This is a genomic window from Xanthomonas sp. SHU 308, assembly GCF_000364645.1.
GTDB classification, from domain to species: domain Bacteria; phylum Pseudomonadota; class Gammaproteobacteria; order Xanthomonadales; family Xanthomonadaceae; genus Xanthomonas_A; species Xanthomonas_A sontii.
Map to the genome: position 1 here is coordinate 1 of NZ_AQOK01000570.1, position 693 is coordinate 693.

A 693-nucleotide genomic window follows, 5' to 3' on the forward strand; every position below is an offset into this window, starting at 1 on the left:
CGCTGGCCGCGCGGGTCGCCGCGCACCTGCATGCGCGCGGCCGTGGCGGGGCGCTGGACGATCTGCCGCTGACCGAGCTGCCCTCGGCGACCCCGGGCGCACCGCTGGCCATCGTGCTGTCCGGCGACGGCGGCTGGCGCGACATCGACAAGGGCATGGCCGAAGCGCTGCAGCGCCGCGGCATCGCCGTGGTCGGCTGGGACAGCCTGCGCTACTTCTGGCGGGCCAAGCCGCCGGCGCGGGCCAGCGCCGACCTGAGCCGGGTCATCGCCTACTACCAGCAGCGCTGGCGTCCGCAGAAGATCCTGCTGGTCGGCTATTCCTTCGGCGCCACCACCCTGCCGTTCATGGTCAACCGGCTGCCGCCGGCGCAGCGCCAGCAGGTCGGCCTGGTCGCGTTGCTGGGCCTGGAGCACAAGGCCGATTTCCAGATCCGCGTGCGCGGCTGGCTCAACCTCGGCGATGACGACGACGCACTGCCGGTGCAGCCGGAACTGGCGCGCATTCCCGCGGCGCAGTTGCTGTGCGTGTACGGCGACAAGGAAAAAGATACGCTCTGCCCGCAATTGCGCGCGCGCGGAGCGGAGGTGGTGGTGTTGCACGGCGGTCACCATTTCGATCAACATCCGGCCGGGCTGGCGACGATCGTCGACGACCGCTGGCAGCAATTGTCCGCCGACGCGCGCCTGCCGG

Annotated in this window: 1 protein-coding gene; it reads left to right on the forward strand. The window is 71.6% G+C overall.

Going from position 1 to position 693, the window contains the following annotated elements:
• A partial coding sequence (locus D588_RS0116705) for an AcvB/VirJ family lysyl-phosphatidylglycerol hydrolase (protein ID WP_017916791.1) occupies positions 1–693 on the forward strand: 693 nt, incomplete at both ends.